Source organism: Rhizobacter sp. P2_D12, from assembly GCF_056404395.1.
The window spans coordinates 18,280-38,542 of sequence record NZ_JBFUEB010000064.1 but is presented as its reverse complement, the minus strand read 5'-3'; the positions used below and the strand labels follow the sequence as shown (position 1 = coordinate 38,542).

Genomic DNA, 20,263 nt, shown 5'->3' with positions numbered 1-20,263 from the left:
GCCCAAGCGCGGCCCGCAGGCCGCGGCGACCCGCTCCGCCGCAGCCGCCTCCGCGCCAGCCGCCACGCAACGCCGATGACGGCCGCGACGGCGCCGGCCGGCGCCCTGCCCGCCACGCCCAGCCTGAAGCGGCGCATGGCCTGCTTCGTCTACGAGGCGCTGATCCTGTTCGGCATCGGCCTGATCCCGGGCGCGATCGGCGCGCTCTTCGTCGCCATCACCGGGCGTGAGCATGGGGTCGAGTTGCGCTACATCGCATTCGTGATCTACGGCGTCTACTTCACCTGGTTCTGGTCGCGGCGCGGCCAGACGCTGCCGATGCAGACCTGGCGCATCCGCGTGGTCACCGCTGCCGGCCTGCCGCTGACGCAGTGGCACGCGCTGGCGCGCTACTTCGCCGCCTGGGCCTGGATCGCCCCCGCCTGGGCGCTGGCGCGCCTGAACGGCTGGGGCGGCAGGGAGATGTTCGCCGCGATCGGCGTCGGCATCGTCGCCTGGGCGCTGCTCGCGCTGCTGCACCCGCAGCGCCAGTTCTGGCACGACGCGCTGTGCGGCACGCGCCTCGTCGACGCCCCTGCGCCCGAGGGCAAGCGAGCGGCCTGAGCGCGGCAATCCGTCATCGGCTCAGGGCACAATCGCGCCCCATGACAAATCCGTACAAGGGACGCACCGGCCTGGAACGCGTGATCCGCGCCACCGGTTACTCCATCGAAGGCCTGAAGACGGCCTACCGCGGCGAAAGCGCCTTCCGCCAGGAAACCTGGCTCGCGGTGTTCCTGCTGCCCGCCGCGCTGTGGCTGGGCCGCGGCTGGGTCGAAACCGCGCTGCTGGCCGGCTCGGTGCTGCTGGTGCTGATCGTCGAGCTGCTCAATTCCGGCATCGAGGCGGTCGTCGACCGGGTCTCGTTCGAGTTGCACGACCTCTCCAAGCGCGCCAAGGACCTGGCCAGCGCGGCCGTCTTCCTGTCGCTGATGCTGTGCGGCGGCATCTGGCTGGCGGCGCTGTGGCACCGCTTCATGCCATGACGACCGCGCCGTTCTCGCTGTGCGTCTATTGCGGATCGCGCGTCGGCGACGATCCCGCGTTCGAGGCCGCTGCACGCCAGGTCGGCACGCTGATCGGCCGCAACGGCTGGCGGCTGGTCTACGGCGGCGGGCGCGCCGGGCTGATGGGCATCGTGGCCGACGCGACGCTCGCCGCCGGCGGCAGCGCGGTCGGCGTGATCCCGCACGCGCTGATGTCGCGCGAACTCGGACACACCGGGCTCACCGAGCTGCACGTGGTCGACACGATGCACGAACGCAAGCGGATGATGGCCGAGCGCGCCAACGCCTTCGTCGCGCTGCCCGGCGGCATCGGCACCTTCGAGGAGCTGTTCGAGGTCTGGACCTGGCGCCAGCTCGGCTACCACGACCAGCCGATCGGCCTGCTCAACACCGCCGGCTACTACGACGACCTGCTCGCCTTCCTGGGCAAGACCGTGCAGCGCGGCTTCCTGTCGACGGCGCAGATGGACCTGCTGCAGGTGTCGGACGACGCCGCCGCACTGCTGTCCGGCCTGGCCACGCTGGCCGGCGGCGCCCACCAGGCGGACGATTTCACCGCGATCTGACGCCACGATGAAGAAGGCCCGCGCTCGGCGGGCCCTGTCTTGGTGCAGCGGGGGATCAGACCGCCGCTTCGTCCGTCTCGCCGGTGCGGATGCGCACCACCTGCTCGACGCCCGTCACGAAGATCTTGCCGTCGCCGATCTTGCCGGTCTTGGCGGCCTTGACGATGGCGTCGATGCAGCGGTCGACGTCGCCATCCTTCACCACCACCTCGACCTTGACCTTGGGCAGGAAGTCGACGACGTACTCGGCGCCGCGGTACAGCTCGGTGTGGCCCTTCTGGCGCCCGAAGCCCTTGACCTCGGTGACGGTCAGCCCGGTCACGCCGACGTCGGCCAGCGCCTCGCGCACTTCCTCGAGCTTGAACGGCTTCACGATCGCGGTGATCTGTTTCATGGCGGTCTCCGGAGGATGGGATCGATGTAGTTTAAGCGCGGAACCTCGATGTGATGGGGTATCGCCAATCGCGTCCGAAGGCGCGGTGGGTGATTCGGATGCCCACCGGGGCCTGGCGGCGCTTGTACTCGTTGACCTTGATCAGCCGCGTGACGCGCTCGACGTCGGCCGGGCTGAAGCCGGCCGCGACGATCTGGTCGATGCCCTGGTCGTCCTCCATGTAGCGCTGCAGGATCGCGTCGAGCACCTCGTAGGGCGGGAGGCTGTCCTGGTCCTTCTGGTCGGGGCGCAGCTCGGCCGAGGGCGGCCGCGTGATGATTCGCTGGGGGATCACCTCGCGGCCCTGCGCGTTCTTCCAGTTCGCGAGCCGGTAGACCAGGGTCTTCGCGACGTCCTTGATCACCGCGAAGCCGCCGGCCATGTCGCCGTACAGCGTGCAGTAGCCGGTCGCCATCTCGCTCTTGTTGCCGGTGGTCAGCACGATGCTGCCGAACTTGTTGGACAAGGCCATCAGCAGCGTGCCGCGCACCCGCGCCTGGATGTTCTCCTCGGTCGCGTCCTCGGGCCGCCCGGCGAACTCGGTGGCCAGGCTGGCGCGGAAGGCCTCGAACATCGGCACGATCGAGATCTCGTCGTAACGCACCGACAGCCGCTCGGCCATGTCGCGCGCATCGATCCACGAGATGTCGGCGGTGTAGGGCGAGGGCATCATCACCGCGCGCACCTTGTCGGCGCCGAGCGCGTCGACGGCCACCGCCAGCACCAGCGCCGAGTCGATGCCGCCGCTCAGCCCGATCAGCACGCCCGGGAAGCCGTTCTTGCCGACATAGTCGCGCACGCCGGTGACGAGGGCCGCCCAGGCCTGGGCCTCGAGCGACGGCACCGCGGCGACGGTGCCCGACGGCACGCCGGCGTCGAAGTCGACCAGCGCCAGGTCTTCCTGGAACAGCGGCGCCCGCGCCACCACCCTGCCCTGCGCGTCGAGCGCGAACGACGCGCCGTCGAACACCACCTCGTCCTGCCCGCCGCTCAGGTGCGAATACAGCAGCGGCATGCCGGTGGCCTGCACGAGGGCAGCCATGCGCTGCTCGCGCTCTTCGAGCTTGCCCAGGTGGAAGGGCGAGGCATTCAGCACGCACAGCACGTCGGCGCCGGCCGCCTGCGCCAGGCGCGCCGGTTCCTCGAACCAGGCGTCCTCGCAGATGTTGAGCCCGAAGCGCAAACCGTCGACCTCGAACACCACCGGCCCGAGCCCGGCGTCGCGGCCGGAGGCGAAGTAGCGCCGCTCGTCGAACACCTGGTAGTTCGGCAGTTCGCGCTTGCAATAGGTGGCGACGACGCGTCCCCCCGCCAGCACCGAGGCCGCGTTGCAGCGCTGCTGCACGGCATGCGACTTCGACCTAACATCGCCGTGCTCACCCCATTGATGCGGATGCCCGACCACCACATGCAGTCCTTCGAGCGGCGCCAGCGCCTGCGCGCATTCGGCCAGGGCCTGGGCGCAGGCCTGCATGAAGGCCGGACGCAGCAGCAGGTCTTCGGGGGGGTAGCCGCACAGGCTCAACTCCGGCGTCAGCACCACGCGCGCACCTTGGGCGTGCGCACGCTGCGCGAATTCGACGATCTTGCGCGCGTTGCCGGCGAGGTCGCCGACCGTCGCGTTGATCTGCGCCAGCGCGACGCGAACCCTCTTGTTTGATGCCATGGAATCCAGCGATCTGCCTGTGGAAAAGAGCTCGAAAGATTATGTCATCCGGGTCGCCGGCCATCCCGGCGAGATCGACGCCGCGCAGTGGAATGCCCTGCTCGACGAACAGGCCTCGGCCGCGCCCTTCATGCGCCACGAGTACCTCGCCGCCCTGCACGACTCCGCGAGCGCGGTGGCCGACACCGGCTGGCTGCCGCAGTTCCTGCTGATCGAGGACGGCGGCACGCTCGCGGCCGCCTGCCCGCTGTACCTGAAGGAGCACTCGTACGGCGAGTACGTCTTCGACTGGGCCTGGGCCGACGCCTACCAGCGCCATGGCCTGCGCTACTACCCGAAGCTGCTGTGCGCGGTGCCGTTCACGCCGGTGCCGGGGCCGCGGCTGATGGCGCGCGACGACGGATCGCGCCGCGCACTGCTGTCGGCCATGATGCGCATCGCGGACGACGCGAAGCTGTCGTCGGCCCACGTGCTGTTCCTCGACGAGCGCGACCAGCAGGCCGCGCGCGACGTCGGCTGGATGATGCGCAGCACGGTGCAATTCCACTGGATCAACCGCGAGCCGCAGCCGTATGCCGACTTCGCCGACTTCCTGGCCGGCCTGCAGCGCGAGAAGCGCAAGAAGATCCAGCAGGAACGGCGCCGCGTCGCCGAGGCCGGCGTCACGTTCACGACCCACTCCGGTCCCGGGATCGACGAAGACCTGTGGGACTTCTTCTACCGCTGCTACGTGCGCACCTACCGCGCCCACCATTCGTCGCCCTACCTGACGCGCGACTTCTTCGCGCGCATGGCACGGTCGATGCCGCAGAACTGGGTGCTGTTCGTCGCCTGGAAGGAAGGCCGGCGCATCGCGGTCTCGCTGATCGGCGTCGATGCCGAACGCGGTGCCGCCTACGGCCGCTACTGGGGCGCCACCGAGCATGTCTCCTGCCTGCACTTCGAGGCCTGCTACTACCAGCCGCTCGCCTGGTGCATCGCGCACGGCTTCCAGCGTTTCGAGGGCGGCGCGCAGGGCGAGCACAAGATGGCGCGCGGCCTGCTGCCGGTGCAGACCTGGTCGGCGCACTGGCTGGCCCATCCGCAGTTCGCCGAGGCGGTCGGCGACTTCCTGGCGCGCGAGGGCTCGGCCGTCGAGAGCTACATGGACGAGCTGAACGAGCGCCTGCCGTTCAAGCAGGCGCCGTGATCAAGGTTTGAAGTCGCCGGCGAAGCCGCTGACGAAGCCGTCCGGCCTGACGTAGGTGCGCAGCGCCGCGTTCACCTGCTCCAACGTCAACTTCGACAGCGCATCGTCGACGCGCGCCGACACCGCGAAGGTCCGCCCGAGTTCCAGGTTGCTGGACAGCGCCTGCGACAGGTTGCCATCCTGCGCCCGCGACAGGCGCCGGTAGGCCAGCAGCCCGCGCTGGCCTTCGGCCAGTTCCTGCGCGGTGAAGCCGTCCTTCAGCGCGCGCGCCACTTCCTCCTTGAAGGCGGCCTCGACCTTGGCCTGGTTCTGCGGCGCGAAGATCGCACTGGCCTGCCATTCGGAATGCGGCTCCTGGTTGCTCCAGCTGATGCTGCTGCGCACGTCGTACGACAGCCCCTCGGCCTCGCGGATGCGCCGCCACAGTCGCGAGCTGCCGCCGGCGCCCAGCAGGTGGTTGGCCATCATCAAGGCCGGGTAGTCGGCATCGCTGTCCTGCAGCGGCACGCCCAGGTGCACCAGCATCGTCGCGTTCTGCTTGTCGGGCGTCGCGAGCAGCAAGCGCTGCGGCGCGACCGGCACCAGCGGCTGCGGCACCCGGGCATAGGGTTCGGGGCTCTTCCAGTCGCCGAACGCCGCCTGCAGCGCCGCGCGCAGCGCCGGCACGTCGACGTCGCCCGCCGCGCCGAACTCGGCATTCGACGCGCCGTAGAAGCGCTGGTGGAAGGCGCGCAGCTGCTCGGCGCCGATCGACGCGACGTCCTGCGCCTGTTCGTCGAAGCTGCGCACGTAGCGCACGTCGCCGCGCGGATACGGGTTGCCGGCGCGGCCGAGCGCGTTGTCGACCACGCTCTCCGGCTCCTTGCTCTGCTGCTCGATGCTCGCCAGCGCCTGGCGCTTCAGCTCGTCCAGCGCATCGGCCGGCAGCGTCGCATTGCGCAGCAGGTCGCCCACCAACGCGATCGCCTGCGGCAGCGTCTCGCGCCGCGACAGCAGGCCGATGCCGATGCGCCCCGGGCTGCTGCTGATGCCCATCTCCGTCTTCAGCTCGTCCAGGCGGTCCTGCACCTGCTGGCGCGTCATCGTCTTCGTGCCCTTGTCGAGCAACGCCGCGGTGATGTCGGGCACGTCGTTCAGGCCGAACAGCGTCTTCTCGGTACCGTAGTGCAGCACCAGCGATGCATGCACCGTGCCGCCGCGCGCGCCCTTGGGCAGCACGGCCACCTTGATGCCGCCGACCTCGAAGCGCTGCGTGCGCCGGTCGATGTTGGCCGGCGAGCTGTCGAAGGCCTCGACGGCGGCCTGCGCCTGCTGCGGCTTGAACTCCTTGATCTGCGCCGCGACGTCGACCTTGGCCGGCACCGGCGCGCGCACCGGCTTGTCGGTCGGCAGGTAGGTGCCCAGCGTGCGGTTGGAGATGATCAGCCGCTGGTCGGCGACGCGCTGCACGTCGGCCCGCGTCAGTGCCCTCACGCGGTCTCGCTGCAGGAAGAACAGGCGCCAGTCGCCCTGCGCCACCGATTCGCTCAGCGAGACGCCCACCGTCTCCGGGTTCGTGAAGGCCTGCTCCCAGGCCTTCAGCCACTTGCCCTGGGCGCGCTTGAACTCCTCGTCGGTGATGGGTTCGGCGGCCGTCGACTCGACCGTCGCGAGCAAGGCGTCGCGCGCCTTCTCGACGCTCTGCCCCGGCGCCAGCTGGGCGCCGAACAGCGTGAAGCCCGGCTCGGCCAGGCCCTGCGCGAACGCGAAGGTGCTGGCGGCCAGCTGCTTCTCGGTCAACCGCTTGTGCAGGCGCCCCGAGGGCGTGTCGCCCATCACCAGGTCGAGCACCTCGACGGCCGGGTAGTCCGGATGCGCCGCCGGCGGCACGTGGTAGCCGGCGAACAGCAGCGGCACGCCGCCGCTGCGGCGCAGCGTGACGCTGCGCTCGCCATCCTGCACCGGGTCCAGCGTGTACTGCACCGGCAGCTTGCGCGCCGGCTTGCGCAACCTGCCGAAGGCTTCGCCGACCCAGCCCAGCACCTTGGCGGGCTCGAACTTGCCGGACACGATCAGCGTCGCGTTGTCGGGCTGGTAGTACTGGCGGTAGAAGGCCTGCAGGCGCGGGATGTCGACGTTCTCGACGTCGGCGCGCGCACCGATGGCCTCCTTGCCGTAGTTGTGCCACTCGTACATCGTCGCGACGGTGCGCTCGAGCAGGATGCGGTCGGGGCTGTTCTCGCCCATCTCCATCTCGTTGCGCACCACCGTCATCTCGGTGTCGAGGTCGCGCCGCGCGATGAAGCTGTTGACCATCGCATCGGCCTGCCAGCCGAGGTACCAGCGCAGGTTGTCGTCGTTGGCCGAGAAGCTTGCGAAGTAGTTGGTGCGGTCGAACCAGGTGCTGCCATTGGCCGCGAGCCCGCGCTTCGTGAACTCGGACCACACCGTCGGATGCTTCGGCGAGCCCTTGAACATCAGGTGCTCGAGCAGGTGGGCCATGCCGGTCTCGCCGTAGTTCTCCATGCGCGAGCCGACGTGGTAGGTCATGTTGACCGTCGTCGTCGGCTTGGAGTCATCGGGGATCAGCAGCAGCTGCAGGCCGTTGGCGAGCCGGTACTCGTCGATACCCTCGACCGACTGCACCCGCGTGATGCCGGTGCGAACCGGGGCCTGGGCTTGCGCCGAGGCCGTCTGGGCCAGCAGCGCGCCGGTGACGAGGAAGACGGCGGGCAGGAAGCGATGCAGCATGGGCGCGGCTCATGGAAGCGAAGGGCGCAGTGTAGAGCGGCCCTTCGCGCCGAGGTTCCGCCATGAAAAGGGGGAGCCCGCGGCTCCCCTTCTCGATTCATGTCACCGTGTGACCTCAGGCCTTGGCAGCCTTCTGGTAGGCGGCCAGGCCGCTGCTGATCTCGGCCTTGGCCGATTCCGGGCCTTCCCAGCCGGTCACCTTGACCCACTTGCCGGCTTCCAGGTCCTTGTAGTGCTCGAAGAAGTGCTGGATCGCCTTCAGGCGCATCTGGTTGATGTCTTCGGGCTTCTGCCAGTGGGTGTAGATCGGCAGCACCTTGTCGATCGGCACCGCGAGCAGCTTGCTGTCGCCGCCGGCCTCGTCTTCCATCTTCAGCACGCCGATCGGGCGGCAGGTGACGACCACGCCCGGGGACAGCGGGAACGGCGTGATCACCAGCACGTCGACCGGGTCGCCGTCGTCGGACAGCGTCTGCGGCACGTAGCCGTAGTTGCAGGGGTAGTGCATCGCCGTGGTCATGAAGCGGTCGACGAACAGCGCGCCGCTTTCCTTGTCGACCTCGTACTTGATCGGGTCGGCGTTCATCGGGATCTCGATGATCACGTTGAACTGCTCGGGCGCCTTGGCGCCGGGGGTGACTTTGTGCAGGCTCATGGAGGTCTCGTGAAATGGCAAAGATCGCAAGGGATAACCCGGATTTTAGCCGCCGGGGCTTCCGCTGGAAAACACCATGCAGGCTTTCGTTGCCTTCAAGGCGGGTCATCCCGTAGCATGCGCCGCAGACCCGTCAGGGCTCCCAGCCCTGTGCAGTCGGGCACGACTCTCGATTCCGATCATCCACGAACGAACGAGGAAGGAGACCTGATGTCCACGAACTTGGCGCTGTACTTCGCGCTGGCCTGCGGTATCGCCGCAGTGGTGTACGGCTTCATACAGCGAAGCTGGATCCTGAGCCGCGACGCGGGCAATCCCCGCATGCAGGAGATTGCGGCGGCGATCCAGCAAGGCGCTGCCGCCTACCTGGCCCGTCAATACAAGACCATCGCCATCGTGGGCGTGGTGCTCGCGATCCTGATCGCGATCTTCCTGCCGCTCACGACGGCCGTCGGCTTCGTGCTCGGCGCGGTGCTGTCGGGCGCCTGCGGCTTCATCGGCATGAACGTGTCGGTCAAGGCCAACGTGCGCACCGCCCAGGCGGCGACGCAAGGCATGGCCCCGGCGCTGGACGTCGCCTTCAAGGGCGGCGCGATCACCGGCATGCTGGTGGTCGGCCTCGGCCTGCTGGGCGTGACGCTCTTCTTCCTGTTCATCACCGGCAACGCCACCGCGTCGCCGCAAGACCTGTCGGCGGTGCTGAAGCCGCTGCTCGGCTTCGCGTTCGGCGCGTCGCTGATCTCGATCTTCGCGCGGCTGGGCGGCGGCATCTTCACCAAGGGCGCCGACGTCGGTGCCGACCTGGTGGGCAAGGTCGAGGCCGGCATCCCGGAAGACGACCCGCGCAACCCGGCGGTGATCGCCGACAACGTGGGCGACAACGTCGGCGATTGCGCCGGCATGGCCGCCGACCTGTTCGAGACCTACGCGGTCACGTTGATCGCGACCATGGCGCTCGGGGCGCTGGTGGTGGCCCAGGCGCCGATGCAGGCCGTCATCTACCCGCTGGTGCTGGGCGGCTTCTCGATCATCGCGTCCATCATCGGCTGCAGCGTCGTGAAGGCGACGCCCGGCATGAAGAACGTGATGCCGGCGCTCTACAAGGGCCTGGTCGTGGCCGGCGTGATCTCGCTGGTCGGCTTCTACTTCATCACCAAGTACGCGATGCCCGACGACGCGCTCGGCGCGAGCACGCAGCTGCGGCTGTTCGGCGCCTGCGCCGTCGGGCTGGTGCTGACGGCCGCGATGGTGTGGATCACCGAGTACTACACCGGCACCGACTACAAGCCGGTGCAGCACGTCGCGCAGGCCTCGACCACCGGGCACGGCACCAACATCATCGCGGGCCTGGGCGTCTCGATGCGCTCCACCGCCTGGCCGGTGATCTTCGTGTGCATCGCGATCCTGGTGTCGTACCAGCTCGCCGGGCTGTACGGCATCGCGATCGCCGCGACCTCGATGCTCAGCATGGCCGGCATCATCGTCGCGCTCGACGCCTACGGGCCGATCACCGACAACGCCGGCGGCATCGCCGAGATGGCCGGCCTGCCCGACAGCGTGCGCGACATCACCGACCCGCTGGACGCCGTCGGCAACACGACCAAGGCCGTCACCAAGGGCTATGCGATCGGCTCGGCGGGGCTGGCGGCGCTGGTGCTGTTCGCCGACTACACGCACGCGCTGACGGCACGCGGCATGACGGTCAGCTTCGACCTGTCGGAGCCGCGCGTGATCGTCGGGCTGTTCATCGGCGGGCTGATCCCCTACCTGTTCGGTGCGATGGCGATGGAGGCCGTGGGCCGCGCGGCCGGCGCCGTCGTCGAGGAGGTGCGCCGCCAGTTCCGCGACATCAAGGGCATCATGGACGGCAGCGGCAAGCCCGAATATGGCAAGGCCGTCGACATGCTGACCACCGCGGCGATCAAGGAGATGATCATCCCGAGCCTGCTGCCGGTGATCGTGCCGATCGCGGTCGGGCTGCTGCTCGGCCCGGCCGCGCTCGGCGGCCTGCTGATGGGCACCATCGTCACCGGCCTGTTCGTCGCGATCTCGATGTGCACCGGCGGCGGCGCCTGGGACAACGCGAAGAAGTACATCGAGGACGGCCACCACGGCGGCAAGGGCTCGGAAGCGCACAAGGCGGCCGTCACCGGCGACACCGTCGGCGACCCCTACAAGGACACGGCCGGCCCGGCAGTGAACCCGCTGATCAAGATCATCAACATCGTCGCGCTGCTGATCGTGCCACTGCTGCCGGGCGGCATGGCATCGTCGACGGCCAAGGCGATGGAGCAGCACGGCGCGCCGACCGAGATGTCGGCGAGTGCACCGGTGGCGGCGACGCCGGCTGCGTCGACCGCCAGCCAATGAGTTGACGACGGAAGCCGTGCGGCGGCGGGCAGAATCTGCCCATGAACCTGCCGCCGCCCCGCCAGCTCATCCCGCAGCCGCTGACCTCCGCGGCCTTCGCGCCTTACGGCACCGTGCTGCAAGCCCCCGGCGGCACGGGCCGGCCCATCAACGGCGGCACCTCGCAGCGCTTCGACCTGGTCGACGACCTGCAGCTCCAGTTGCAGGGTGGGCGGCCGACGCTGGCGATCTTCAGCGCCGCGGCCCGGCGCTTCCCGCACGGTGTCGACGAGATGGAGCGCCACGCGCTCGGCAGCCAGAGCTTCGTGCCGCTCGGTGCGCGCCGCTTCGTGATCGTGGTGGCCGCCGCCGATGCGGTGCCCGAGGCACCGGACCTGGCCGCCTTCGTCACGGACGGCGAACAGGGCGTGACGCTCGCGCCGGGCACCTGGCACCACGCGCTGCTGGCCATCGATGCCGGTGACTTCGTGGTGATCGAACGGACCGCGCCGCAGGTCGATTGCGACGTGCACCGGCTGGCCCGGCCGGCCCGCGTCGATCAGGCCTGGTGAGCCAGCCGCTCGGCCAACGCGACCAGGCGGCGGTCGCTGCCTGCCGGCCCCAGCAGCGACAACCCCAGCGGGGCGCCGTCGCGACGGGCCAGCGGCATCGACAGCTGCGGGAACCCGCTCAGCCCGGCCAGGCACAGCAGGCGAATCGCGAGGTTGCGGTAGTCCTCCAGGGCGGCCTCCCCGGCGGCGCGCAGCGGTGCGATGTCGGGCATGGTCGGCATCACCAGGACGCCGTCGCTGCCGAGCAGTTCGCCCAGGTGCGTGCGAAAGCGCCCACGGAACGCATGCGCCTGCACCACCTGGTCGTCGGTCACGCCGCGTGACCACGCAAAGCGCTCGGCCACGCCCGGCCCCAGTGGCGGCGCAAAGCGCTCGATCAGCGGCCCGTCCGTCTGCCAGGCCTCGCGGCCCTGCAGGTGGCGCAGATGCCAGTACATCGCGTCGAAGGACTCGAGCGCGACGCTGAGCTGCGCCGCCGGCCCGGCCAGCGCCTGCAGGCGTTCGGCGGCAGGCCGCAGCGCCTGCACGGCCGCGGGTTCGGCCAGGGCCCAGAGGTCCTGAGGCCACAGCAGGCGCACGCTGCGGCCGATCGCCGCCGCATCCGCCCCGAGCAGCACGTCGGCCACGCGGGCAAAGGTCTGCACCTCGCGCGCGAACCAGCCGCAGGTGTCGAGGCTGGGCGCGAGATCGAGCGTGCGCTGCAGGCTCACCCGGCCATGCGTCGGCCGCAGGCCGTAGAGGCCGCAATGGCTGGCCGGTGCCCGCACCGAGCCGCCGGTGTCGGTGCCGAGCGCGAAGTCGCACAGGCCCGCGGCCACCGCGGAGGCCGAGCCCGACGATGATCCCCCGCAGATGCGCAGCGGCGCCGCGCTGTTGATCGGCGCGCCGAAGTGCGCGTTGTCGCCGTTCATCGAGAACGCGAGTTCATCGGTCACCGTCTTGCCGATGAAGCGCGCCCCGGCATCGAGCAGCCGCTGCACTGTCGGCGCGGTCTGCTGCTTGATGCCCGACATCGCGAGCACGAACGGGTTGCCGCCGCCGGTCGGGTAGCCGGCGACGTCGAACAGGTCCTTGACGGCGAAGCCCAGGCCCGACAGCGGGCCGGTGGGTGCGTGGGGCACCGGCGCATCCGGGTAGGGAACGAAGGCGTGGACAGGGTCATGCAAGGGCATCGTGTCTCCCGGGAGGTTCAAGGCAGCACGGGCACCAGGCCGGCCGCGGCATCGGTGCGCAGGCAGCGCGCCTGGTGGCCCGGCGACAGCACCACCGGCCCGGGTTGGACGCCGCGGCATTCGGTCGCCGCGAGCCTGCAGCGCTCGGCAAAGGCACAACCCGGCGGCAATGCCGACAGGTCGGGCGGCGCGCCGCCGATGGTCTCGAGCCGGGTGCCGCGCGTCAGCGCGCCGTGGGCGCGGCTGGTCAGCAAGGCGATGGTGTAGGGATGGCGCGGCGATCGGATCAGCTCGCGGGCACTGCCCTCCTCGACGATGCGGCCGGCATACATCACCGCGATGCGATCGGCCACCTCGACCGCCGCGCCGATGTCGTGGGTGACGAAGATCACCGACAGGCCGAGCTCGCGCTGCAGTTCGCGCAGCAGCAACAGGATCTGGATCTGCACCGTGGCATCCAGCGCGGTGGTGGGCTCGTCGGCCAGCAGCAGCTGCGGCCGGCAGGCCAGGGCCAGCGCAATCATCGCGCGCTGGCGCATGCCGCCCGACATCTCGTGCGGGTACGCCGCCAGCCGGCGCTCGGGGCTCGGGATGCGCACCTGTTCGAAGAGCGCCAGCGCGCGCTGTTTCGCCACCGCCGCCGACACCTTCTCGTGCCGGCGGATCGCTTCGACGATCTGCGCGCCGACCGGATACACCGGGTCGAGCGCGAGCAGCGGCTCCTGGAAGATCATCGACGCGACCTTGCCGCGAAACGCCGCCAGCTCCCCGGCCGACATCGCCAGCACATCGCGGCCCGCCACCCTCACGCTGCCGCCGATGCGGGTGCGCCGCTCGGGATGCAGGCGCAGCAGCGTGCGCAGCGTGACGCTCTTGCCCGAGCCCGATTCGCCGATCAGCGCCAGCACCTGCCCGCGCTGCACCTGCAGGCTGACGCCGCTGACGGCCTGCACCGGCGCACGGGCGCCGGAGAACACGACGCTCAGGTCCCGCAGTTCCACCATCGGGTCTTCCATCGCCGGGTCTTCCATCGTCGGGTGCTCCATCGATCGCCCCTAGGTTGCCGCCGGGTGACCGCTGCCCGGCTCGTGCATCAGGCAGGCCACGGTGTGGGAGCCGCGCCGCCCGGCCAGCACGGGCGCGCGCTGGCTGCACACCGGCGCGGCATCCGGGCAGCGCGGATGGAAGCGGCAGCCGGCCGGCGGGTCGATCGGATTCGGCGGGTCGCCCGCCAGCAGCGCCTTCTCGGTGCGGCGGTCCGGGTCCATCGACGGCATCGACGACAGCAGCGCCCGCGTGTAGGGGTGCAGCGGCCCGGCGTAGAGCGACTCCGACGGCCCGAGCTCGGCCACGCGGCCCAGGTACATCACCATCACGCGATCGCTCAGGTAGCGCACCACCTGCAGGTCGTGGCTGATGAAGACGTAGGTGAGGCCGAACTCGGCCTTCAGGTCGAGCAGCAGGTTGATGACCTGTGCTTCGACCGACTTGTCGAGCGCCGACACCGCCTCATCGAGGATCAGCAGCCGCGGCTGCAGCGCGAGCGCGCGGGCGATGTTGACCCGTTGCCGCTGCCCGCCCGACAGCTCGTGCGGGTAGCGTTCGGCGAAGCGCTGCGGCTCCAGCCCGACGCGGGCCAGCAGGTCGCGGGCGCGCTGCACCGCCTGCCGGCGGCCGGTGCCGTGCACCTGGGGCCCGAAGGCGATCGAGTCCTCGATCGTCAGCCGCGGATTGAGCGAGGCGTAGCTGTCCTGGAACACCATCTGGACCTGGCGGTGGAAATCCTTCAGCGGCAGCTCGCGGCCGCCCACGGTGCGGCCGTCGAACACCACCTCGCCGGCGGTCGGCCGGATCAGCTGCATCAGCAGCCGCGCGGTGGTCGACTTGCCGCAGCCCGATTCGCCCACCACGCCGAGCGTCTCGCCCTTGCGCACCTCGAAGTCGACGCCATCGACGGCACGCACGCTGCCGCCGCCGCGACCGAACAGGCCCTGGGCCAGCGGGTAGTGCTTCTGCAGGCCGCGGATGGTCAGCAGCGGCTGCGCCGGGCCGCCGACATCGTCGTGCACAGGACTTGTCGTCATCCCTTGTTGTCCATCGCCGAGCGCAGGCCGTCGGAAAGCAGGTTGAAGGTGATCGACGTGACGAAGATCATCGCGCCCGGCAAGGCGGCCACCCAGGGCTGCACGTAGATGGCGGTGCGCAGCGTGTTGAGCATCAGGCCCCACTCGGGCTCGGGCGGCTTCACTCCCAGGCCGAGGAAGGACAGGCCCGAGGCCAGGATCATCGACACCGCGATCAGGCTGGTCGCGTAGACGAAGATCGGCCCCAGCACGTTGCCCAGCACGTGCACGCGCACGATCGTGAAGGCGCCGGCGCCCGAGGCCCGCGCCGCCTCGACGTAGTCGCGCCCGCGCACCTGCGTCGTGACGCTTTCGGCGACGCGCGCGATCTGCGGGATGAACACGATCGTCAGCGACACCAGCGAATTGAAGACGCCCGCGCCCAGCGTGCCCGACAGCGCGATCGCCAGCAGCACCGACGGGAAGGCATAGAACACGTCGACGGTGCGCATGATCGCGGTGTTGACGAAGCCGCCCGCGTAGCCCGCGACGATGCCGATGGCCGCGCCGAACAGGAAGGCGCACAGCACCGGCGTGATGCCCATGAAGAGCGACAGCCGCGCGCCGACGATCAGGCGCGACAGCATGTCGCGCCCGAGCTCGTCGCTGCCCAGCGCCAGCCCTGGCGTGCCGATGGGCTTGAGCCGCTTGAGCATGGCCGCCTGGTACGGATCGGCCGGCGCCAGCCAGGGCCCGAACAGCGCCAGCCCGATCAGCAGCAGCACGACGAGGGCGGCGCCCAGGGCCACCGGGTCCCGCAGGAAGCGGTGGCCGACCGAGGTCCAGTAGCCGCGTGAGGTCGCCGTCATCCTGCCCTCACGCCCGCGCGATGCGCGGATCGAGCAGCGTCTGCAGCACGTCGACCAGCAGGTTCAGCAGCACGAAGAACATCGCCAGCACCAGGATCGTGCCCTGCAGCAGCGGCAGGTCGCGCTGGAAGATGGCGGAGTTCAGCAGGAAGCCGGTGCCCGGCCAGGAGAACACCGTCTCGATCAGGATCGAGCCGCCGAGCAGGTAGCCCAGCTGCAGGCCCATCACCGCCAGCGCGGTGGGTGCGGCGTTCTTCACCACGTGCCGGAAGATGCCCAGGCGCGTCAGGCCCTTGGCGTGCAGCCCGACGACGAACTCCTGGTCGAGCAGCTCCGAGACCAGCGCCCGCACCGTGCGCGCGATGATGCCCATCGGGATCACCGACATCGTCAGCGCCGGCAGCAGCATGTACTGCAGGTGCGCCCCGTCCCAGGCCCATTCGTCGGAGCCGCCGGGCCCGGCGCCGGTGGCGGGCAGCCACATCAGCTGCGATGAGAACACGATCACCATCACCATGCCCAGCCAGTAGTGCGGCACGCTGACGCCCAGCACCGACAGCATCGATGCCAGCCGGTCGATGAACGAGCGGCGGAAGTAGCCCGCGACGAAGCCGAACAGGCAGCCCAGCGCGAAACCGATCAGCGTGGCCACCACCGCCAGCCGCAGCGTGTTGACCACGGCCTTGAGCACCTCGCCGACCACCGGCCGGTTGGTCGCGATCGACACGCCCAGGTCGCCGTGCAGGGCCCGCCACAGCCACGCGACGAACTGCTCGGGGTAGCTGCGGTCGAAACCGTACAGCTGTCGCAGCTGCGCCTGCAGCTCGGCCGACGCATCGGGCGGCAGGATGGACACCAGCGGATCGCCCGGCGCCAGGTGCACCAGCGCAAAGCACACGAGCGCGACGCCGAGCATGATGGGCAGCGCATAGACGATGCGCCGGGCCAGGTAGGCGAGCATGCTCAGTCCATCGTCATCGTCGCGATGTCGATGAACCAGCTCCTCGGCTGCACGACGTTCTTCACCTTGGGCGACATCGCACGCGGGCCGACGTCGTGCGCGATCCAGACGAAGGGTGCGTCATCGACGATGTAGGCGTGCAGCCTGGCGAGCGCCGCATTGCGCGCCGTGTCGTCGAACGAGGTGCGCGCATCGGCCACCAGCTTGTCGACCTCGGCATTGCCGTAGTAGCCCCAGTTGTTGGACACCGGCGGGAAGGTCTTGGTGCTGACGAAGCGCACCATCGCGAAGAACGGGTCCATCGCCGCGAAGCTCACGTTGACGGCGTTGGCGCCGTTGGCCGACGGGTCCTTCGCGCCCTTGCGCCAGTTGGTGAACAGCGTGTTCCACTCGATCACGTCGAACTGCACGTCGAAGTAGCAGGCCTTCAGCGACTGCTGCACGAACTCGTTCATCGGCAACGGCTGCATCTGGCCCGAGCCCGAGGCCGAGATCTGCACCTTCACCTTCAGCGGCTTGGCGGCCGAGTGGCCGGCCTGCGCCATCAAGGCCTGGCCTGCCTTGACGTCGTAGCGGATGTCGAACTTCGGGTTGCCCCACCACGGGTGGCCCGGCGGCACCGTGCCCTTGGGCTCGGCCATCATGCCGCCCAGCAGCTGCTTGAGGCCGCCCCGATCGACGCACAGGTTGGCGGCCTGGCGCACGCGCTTGTCGAGCCAGGGCGAGCCTTCGGCGAACGACAGCTGCCACGGCCAAACGTGCGGCTGCGCGTTCGAATAGATCTTGAAGCCGCGCTGCTGGATCTGCGGCATCGCATCGGGCGACGGCGCTTCGATCCAGTCGACCTGGCCGCCGAGCAGCGCGGCGGTGCGCGCATTCGCCTCCGGCATCGGGATCAGCACCACCTTGTCGATCTTCGGCGTGCGCTTGGGATCCCAGTAGGCCTTGTTCGCCGCCAGCTCCAGCCGCTCGCGCGAGACGAAGCGCGTGACCTTGAACGGGCCGGAGCCCGACGGATCGGCGGCGAAGGCGGTCCAGGCCTGCTTGGCGCGCTCGGCGGCATCGGTGGTGGCGGCAGGCACCGCCTTGAGCTTGGCATCCCAGTGCGCGGGCGAGGCCATGAAGAGGTTGGTCAGGTTGATCGGCAGGAAGGAATCGGGCTCGCTGGTGGTCAGTTCGACCGTCAGCTCGTCGATCTTCCTCGCGCTGCGCAGCGTGGGCATGCGCGAGGCGGTGACGCCGACCTGGCTGGCGTCGAACTGCGGCGCCGACTTGTCGAGCACCTTGTTGACGTTCCACACCACCGCATCGGCATTGAACGCCGAGCCGTCATGGAACTTGACGCCGGGGCGCAGCTTGAAGACCCACTTCGTCTTGTCCTTGGCATCGACCGCCCAGGACGTGGCCAGCCCCGGGACCAGCACGCTCGGCGCGTCGGCCTTCGACAGGTCCCATTGCGTCAGCGAGTCGTAGATGGGAATGCCGGTGAAGCGGTTGCCTTCGAAGCCCTGGTCGGGCTGCCCCAGCGTGCGCGGGATGTCGGCGGCCGTCATCGCGATGCGCAGCACCTTCTCTTGCGCCATCGCGGCTGCACCGCACAGCAGCGACAAGGCCATCGCGGGCACGACCAGGCGAGTGCGCAGGCGCGAAGGCAACAACGGGTTCGGGCTCATCGGGTCACCATCCGGGTAGGGGTTGAAGGATTCGGGGCTCGACAGCGGATATGCAAGCGCTGTGCCAAATGCATTGCATGTATCGATAGTCGATATGTCTGGATTCTTTTTCGATACCAGATGATGGTTTGTCCATATCATTGGCTCGCAACTTGCTGGCCGCCATCGGCCTTCCAACCCCTTTCCTTTCCACACCCACGCCGTGAACGACACCCTTCCCTCACCCGCTGCGCTCCAGGTCGATGGAGCGCGCCTGTGGCAATCGCTGATGGACCTGGCGTGCATCGGCGCGACACCCAAGGGCGGCGTGTGCCGCATCGCGCTGACCGACGAAGACCGCCGGGGCCGCGACCTGGTGCTGCGCTGGTTCCACGAGGCCGGCATGGCGGTGCGCATCGACGAGGTGGGCAACGTGTTCGCTCGGCGCGCCGGCACCGACCCGGCCGCGCGCGCGGTGGCCACGGGCAGCCACATCGACACGCAGCCCTCGGGCGGCAAGTTCGATGGCAACTTCGGCGTGCTCGCGGGCCTCGAAGTGGTGCGCACCCTGAACGACCACGGCATCCGCACGCGCGCACCGATCGAGGTCGCGTTCTGGACCAACGAGGAAGGCACCCGCTTCACGCCGGTGATGATGGGTTCGGGCGCGTTTGCCGGCGTGTTCGAAGCCGCGCGCATCCTCGGCGAGAAGGACCTGGCCGGGCTGGCCGTGGGTGACGAACTCGAACGCATCGGCTACCGCGGCACCCAGCCCTGCGGCGAGGTGCCCGGCGGCATGTTCGCGGCCTACTTCGAGGCGCACATCGAACAGGGGCCGGTGCTCGAGGCGCAGGACCTGCCGATCGGCGTGGTGCGCGGCGCACTCGGCCAGCAGTGGTACGACGTGACCGTGACCGGCATGGACGCCCATGCAGGCCCGACGCCGATGGGCCTGCGCCGCGATGCGATGCTGGGCACGGCGCGCATGGTCGAGGCGGTCAACCGCATCGCGCTGTCCGAAGCGCCGGACGGCCGCGGCACGGTGGGCTTCGTGCAGGTGAAGCCCAATTCACGCAACGTCGTGCCCGGCGAGGTGCGCTTCTCGGTGGACTTCCGCCATGCGGAGCAGGCCGGCCTGGACCGCATGGACGCCGCGATGCGGCAGGAGTTCGCCGCCATCGCCGACGCGGGCCGGTTGCAGGTGGCGATCGCCCAGGTGGTGAAGTTCGACCCCTGCGCGTTCGACGCGGCCTGCGTGGCCAGCGTGCGCCGGGCCGCCGAGGCGCTCGGCCTGCCCTGCATGGACATCGTCAGCGGCGCCGGCCACGACGCCGTCTACGTGGCCCGGGTGGCCCCCACCGGCATGATCTTCGTGCCCTGCAAGGACGGCATCAGCCACAACGAGATCGAGGACGCACTGCCCGAGCACATCGCGGCAGGCGCCAACGTGCTGCTGCGCGCGATGCTCGAGACGGCGTCCTGATCAGTGGGTCATCGCGAGCGAGATCGCGCGCGCGCATTCGATGACCATCGGCGCCAGCTTCTTCTGTGCCTCGTCCATCGTCCATCGGCTGGTGGGCGGAGACACGTGCACGGCGCCCACGGGCCGGCCCGCACTGTCCACCACCGCGGCCGCGAGGCCCATGTCGCCGAGGAACAGCTCCTCGCAATTGGTCGCGTAGCCCACCTTGCGGCACAGTGCCACGCGCTTCATGATCGCGTCGACCTCGGTCAGCGTCGCCGGCGTGCGTCGCTCGCGCACGGAAGCCTCCAGCAGCGCACGCGCCTGCGCCGGCGGCAACAGGCTCAGGTAGGCCCGGCCGGAGCTCGTGCAGTACATCGGGATGCGCATGCCCACCGGCGTGAGCACCGGGATGAACTTGGGTGCCAGCAGTTGGGCCACGTAGACCATCTCCTGGTCCACCGCCTCGGTGAGGCTGGCCGTCTCGCCGCTGGCATTGGCCAGCTGCGACAGGTAGGGATGGGCCGCGCGGATCAGCGGATGCGCGGCGAGGTAGTTGAACCCGATCTCGATGACCCGCGGCAGCAGCTGGAAGCGGCGCGTCTGCGGGTGCTTGCCGATGTAGCCCAGCACCTGCAGCGTGTGCACGGTGCGTTGCACCGAGCCCTTGCTCATGCCGGTGAGTTCGGCCAGTTCGACCAGCGTCATCGTGCGATGCGCAGCATCGAACGCACGCAGCACCTGCAGGCCCTTGTCGAGCGACACGTTGTAGAGCGCATCGGCCGGCTGCGGCTCGGGAATCGTCTTCCTGCTCGTGCCCATGCGGCTGAACCTCGGCAAAGTATCGATGATCGATTCTAGGTGATCGACTTTCGATC

18 protein-coding genes are annotated in these 20,263 nt (G+C 69.6%); 7 read left to right on the top strand and 11 right to left on the bottom strand.

Features of this window, described 5'->3' with window-relative positions; genetic code table 11:
• The 3 genes from AC1DYN_RS20625 to AC1DYN_RS20615 all read left to right on the top strand — a co-directional run.
• A partial coding sequence (locus AC1DYN_RS20625; RefSeq protein WP_477962973.1) for an RDD family protein occupies positions 1-603 on the top strand: 603 nt, incomplete at its 5' end.
• A 41-nt stretch (positions 604-644) separates the two neighbouring features.
• Complete coding sequence (locus AC1DYN_RS20620; protein ID WP_477962972.1) at positions 645-1,025, top strand: diacylglycerol kinase; 381 nt, start codon at positions 645-647, stop codon at positions 1,023-1,025.
• Positions 1,022-1,612, top strand: coding sequence for an LOG family protein (locus AC1DYN_RS20615; protein WP_477962971.1), 591 nt, complete (start codon positions 1,022-1,024; stop codon positions 1,610-1,612). The genes AC1DYN_RS20620 and AC1DYN_RS20615 overlap by 4 nt, the downstream gene beginning before the upstream one ends.
• A gap of 55 nt (positions 1,613-1,667) precedes the next feature.
• Here the strand turns inward: AC1DYN_RS20615 and AC1DYN_RS20610 are convergent, their stop codons facing one another.
• Both AC1DYN_RS20610 and AC1DYN_RS20605 read right to left on the bottom strand, forming a co-directional pair.
• Complete coding sequence (locus tag AC1DYN_RS20610) at positions 1,668-2,006, bottom strand: P-II family nitrogen regulator (RefSeq protein ID WP_477962970.1); 339 nt, start codon at positions 2,004-2,006, stop codon at positions 1,668-1,670.
• Positions 2,007-2,037: 31 nt separating this feature from the next.
• A complete protein-coding gene (locus AC1DYN_RS20605; RefSeq protein ID WP_477962969.1) occupies positions 2,038-3,711 on the bottom strand; it encodes an NAD+ synthase in 1,674 nt (557 codons plus the stop codon).
• On the opposite strand from AC1DYN_RS20605, the gene AC1DYN_RS20600 reads away from it, so the two are divergent.
• Positions 3,710-4,900, top strand: coding sequence for a GNAT family N-acetyltransferase (locus AC1DYN_RS20600; protein WP_477962968.1), 1,191 nt, complete (start codon positions 3,710-3,712; stop codon positions 4,898-4,900). The two genes, AC1DYN_RS20605 and AC1DYN_RS20600, sit on opposite strands and share 2 nt — an antisense overlap.
• On the opposite strand, the gene AC1DYN_RS20595 is transcribed toward AC1DYN_RS20600, so the two are convergent.
• Together AC1DYN_RS20595 and ppa are read right to left on the bottom strand one after the other, a co-directional pair.
• Positions 4,901-7,630 (bottom strand): M16 family metallopeptidase, encoded by a 2,730-nt coding sequence (locus AC1DYN_RS20595; RefSeq protein ID WP_477962967.1) that lies wholly within the window; start codon positions 7,628-7,630, stop codon positions 4,901-4,903.
• A gap of 115 nt (positions 7,631-7,745) precedes the next feature.
• The gene (gene ppa / locus AC1DYN_RS20590; protein WP_477962966.1) at positions 7,746-8,285 is read right to left on the bottom strand and encodes an inorganic diphosphatase; all 540 of its coding nucleotides are present in this window, start codon (positions 8,283-8,285) and stop codon (positions 7,746-7,748) included.
• 210 nt (positions 8,286-8,495) lie between these two features.
• On the opposite strand from ppa, the gene AC1DYN_RS20585 reads away from it, so the two are divergent.
• Positions 8,496-10,655, top strand: coding sequence for a sodium-translocating pyrophosphatase (locus tag AC1DYN_RS20585; protein WP_477962965.1), 2,160 nt, complete (start codon positions 8,496-8,498; stop codon positions 10,653-10,655).
• A gap of 41 nt (positions 10,656-10,696) precedes the next feature.
• On the top strand, positions 10,697-11,206 hold the full coding sequence (locus AC1DYN_RS20580; RefSeq protein WP_477962964.1) for an ureidoglycolate lyase: 510 nt from the start codon (positions 10,697-10,699) through the stop codon (positions 11,204-11,206).
• Here AC1DYN_RS20580 and AC1DYN_RS20575 read toward each other — a convergent pair.
• From AC1DYN_RS20575 to AC1DYN_RS20550, 6 genes are read right to left on the bottom strand one after another with little or no spacing between them, the layout of a single operon-like run.
• Positions 11,194-12,378, bottom strand: coding sequence for an amidase (locus AC1DYN_RS20575; RefSeq protein ID WP_477962963.1), 1,185 nt, complete (start codon positions 12,376-12,378; stop codon positions 11,194-11,196). The two genes, AC1DYN_RS20580 and AC1DYN_RS20575, sit on opposite strands and share 13 nt — an antisense overlap.
• 17 nt (positions 12,379-12,395) lie before the next feature.
• Positions 12,396-13,382 carry an ABC transporter ATP-binding protein gene (locus AC1DYN_RS20570; protein ID WP_477962975.1) on the bottom strand — a complete coding sequence of 329 codons (987 nt, stop codon included), beginning with the start codon at positions 13,380-13,382 and terminating at the stop codon, positions 12,396-12,398.
• A gap of 51 nt (positions 13,383-13,433) precedes the next feature.
• A complete protein-coding gene (locus AC1DYN_RS20565) occupies positions 13,434-14,462 on the bottom strand; it encodes an ABC transporter ATP-binding protein (RefSeq protein ID WP_477962962.1) in 1,029 nt (342 codons plus the stop codon).
• Complete coding sequence (locus tag AC1DYN_RS20560) at positions 14,459-15,310, bottom strand: ABC transporter permease (RefSeq protein WP_477962961.1); 852 nt, start codon at positions 15,308-15,310, stop codon at positions 14,459-14,461. Before AC1DYN_RS20560 ends, AC1DYN_RS20565 begins: the two co-directional genes overlap by 4 nt.
• 7 nt (positions 15,311-15,317) lie before the next feature.
• Complete coding sequence (locus AC1DYN_RS20555) at positions 15,318-16,271, bottom strand: ABC transporter permease (RefSeq protein ID WP_477962960.1); 954 nt, start codon at positions 16,269-16,271, stop codon at positions 15,318-15,320.
• 2 nt (positions 16,272-16,273) lie between these two features.
• Positions 16,274-17,887 carry an ABC transporter substrate-binding protein gene (locus AC1DYN_RS20550; RefSeq protein WP_477962974.1) on the bottom strand — a complete coding sequence of 538 codons (1,614 nt, stop codon included), beginning with the start codon at positions 17,885-17,887 and terminating at the stop codon, positions 16,274-16,276.
• 259 nt (positions 17,888-18,146) lie between these two features.
• Here AC1DYN_RS20550 and AC1DYN_RS20545 point away from each other — a divergent pair, with 259 nt between their 5' ends.
• Positions 18,147-19,406: a Zn-dependent hydrolase gene (locus AC1DYN_RS20545; RefSeq protein ID WP_477962959.1), complete on the top strand. Its 1,260-nt coding sequence runs from the start codon at positions 18,147-18,149 to the stop codon at positions 19,404-19,406.
• Here AC1DYN_RS20545 and AC1DYN_RS20540 read toward each other — a convergent pair whose 3' ends face one another.
• Complete coding sequence (locus AC1DYN_RS20540) at positions 19,407-20,207, bottom strand: IclR family transcriptional regulator (RefSeq protein WP_477962958.1); 801 nt, start codon at positions 20,205-20,207, stop codon at positions 19,407-19,409.
• Positions 20,208-20,263: the final 56 nt, after the last annotated feature.